At 67.5% G+C, this 2,207-nt stretch carries 2 protein-coding genes; both read left to right on the top strand.

What is annotated here, in order from left to right; all coding sequences use genetic code 11:
- Positions 1–1,349: cobaltochelatase subunit CobN (locus CF161_RS12250; RefSeq protein ID WP_020296888.1), on the top strand; the 1,349-nt coding region annotated here is incomplete at its 5' end.
- Between the two features lie 106 nt (positions 1,350–1,455).
- Positions 1,456–2,207, top strand: a 752-nt coding sequence (locus tag CF161_RS12245) for an ATP-binding protein (protein WP_020296887.1), incomplete at its 3' end; no start/stop codon positions are given.

Genomic DNA, 2,207 nt, shown 5'->3' with positions numbered 1-2,207 from the left:
AGGCGATTATCGACGGCCTGCGCGACGTGGTCGCACCGCGCCTGGATGCCTGCGGCCCGGCAGAAATGCGCGGCCTGCTGGATGCCCTGGGCGGGCGCTTCGTGCCGGCCGGGCCCAGTGGTGCGCCGAGTCGCGGACGCCTGGACGTGCTGCCCACCGGGCGCAATTTCTTCTCGGTGGACGTGCGCAACCTGCCGACCACCACCGCCTGGCGCATCGGCTTTCAGTCAGCCCATTTGATTCTTGAGCGACACCTGCAGGATCACGGCGACCACCTGCGCCAGCTCGGGCTCTCGGTGTGGGGCACGGCGACCATGCGCACCGGTGGTGATGATATCGCCCAGGCCATGGCCCTGATGGGCGTGCGCCCGGTGTGGGCCACCGGCAGCCAGCGGGTCGATGATTTCGAGATCCTGCCCCTGAGCCTACTGGACCGGCCTCGGGTCGACGTGACCCTGCGGGTCTCGGGCTTCTTCCGCGACGCCTTCGCCAACCTGATCCGGCTGTTCGATGCCGCGGTGCAGGCGGTGGCGGCGCTGGATGAGCCCGATGACCTCAACCCGCTGGCGGCCAAGGTTCGCGCCGAGCGCCAGAGCCTGCTGGATGCCGGGCTCGATGCCGAGGCGGCGGCGCGCCAGGCCGGCTGGCGGATTTTCGGGGCCAAGCCCGGGGCCTATGGGGCTGGGGTCCAGGGCGCTATCGACGGGCGCCTGTGGCAAAGCCGCGAAGACCTGGCCGAGGTCTACCTCAATTGGGGCGGTTACGCCTACGGTGGCAGTGATGAAGGCACGGCGGCCCGCGAGCAGTTCGCCCAGCGCCTGAGCCAGGTGCAGGCGGTGCTGCAAAACCAGGACAACCGCGAGCACGACCTGCTCGACTCCAACGACTACTACCAGTTCCAGGGCGGCATGCTGGCGGCGGTGGAAAGCCTCAGCGGGGCCAAGGCCGCCAGTTACCATGGCGACCACAGCCAGCCGGACCTGCCGAAAATCCGCAGCCTCAAGGAAGAGCTGAACCGGGTGATCCGTTCCCGGGCGGCCAATCCGAAGTGGATCGAAGGGGTCAAGCGCCATGGCTATAAGGGCGCTTTTGAAATGGCCGCGACCGTGGATAATCTGTTCGCCTTCGACGCCACCACCGAGCTGATCGATGACCACCAATACGCCTTGCTGGCTGACGCCTACGTGCTCGACCCGTCGACCCGCGAGTTCATCCGGCAGCACAACCCCCATGCCCTGCGCGACATGACCGAACGCCTGCTCGAAGCCCAGCAGCGCGGCCTGTGGCAAGAGCCTGGCGAGTACCGCGAGGCCCTGGAAAACCTGCTGCTGGATATAGAAGAAAACTAGCGACACCGGTAGCCACTGCCGCAGGCTGCGCTGTCCGGCACAAGCAACACCAGACCCAGCGTTCACTCCAATCGTTACGCACCCAGGCCCTGACCGAGACTCCGACATGAGCGATACCCCACATTTTCCGCTGTCCGCCGTGGTCGGCGCCGATGACCTGAAACTGGCCCTGTGCCTGACTGCCATCGATCCCAAAGTCGGCGGGGTGCTGATCGAAGGGCCACGGGGCATGGCCAAGTCGACCCTGGCCCGGGGCCTGGCGGACCTGTTGGCCAGCGGGCAGTTTGTCACCTTGCCCCTGGGCGCGACCGAAGAGCGGCTGGTGGGCACCCTGGATCTGGATGCCGCGCTGGGCGAGGGCCGGGCGCAGTTTTCCCCCGGGGTGCTGGCCAAGGCCGATGGCGGCGTGTTGTACGTCGATGAAGTCAACCTGCTGCCCGATCATCTGGTGGACCTGTTGCTGGACGTCGCCGCCAGCGGCACCAACCTCATCGAGCGCGACGGCATTTCCCATCGGCATTCGGCGAAGTTCGTGCTGATCGGCACCATGAACCCGGAGGAGGGCGAGCTGCGCCCGCAACTGCTCGACCGCTTTGGTCTGAATGTGGCGCTGGGTGGGCAGACGCCGCCGAGCGAACGCGGGCAGATCATTCGTCGGCGCCTGGATTTCGACAGTGATCCCCAGGGGTTCTGCGAGCAGTGGGCGCCGCAGCAAGTGGTCCTGCGCGAGCGCTGCCAGGGCGCACGGGAGTTGCTGGGGCAGATCGCCCTGGACGATGGGGCTCTGGCGCAGATCACCGAGCGCTGTTTCGCCGCCGGGGTCGACGGCCTGCGCGCCGACCTGGTGTGGCTGCGCGC

This window comes from Pseudomonas sp. CF161 (assembly GCF_000416215.1).
In the GTDB taxonomy this organism is placed as follows: domain Bacteria; phylum Pseudomonadota; class Gammaproteobacteria; order Pseudomonadales; family Pseudomonadaceae; genus Aquipseudomonas.
The sequence above is the reverse complement of the archived record's forward strand: the minus strand, read 5'-3'. Positions and strand labels throughout refer to the sequence as shown.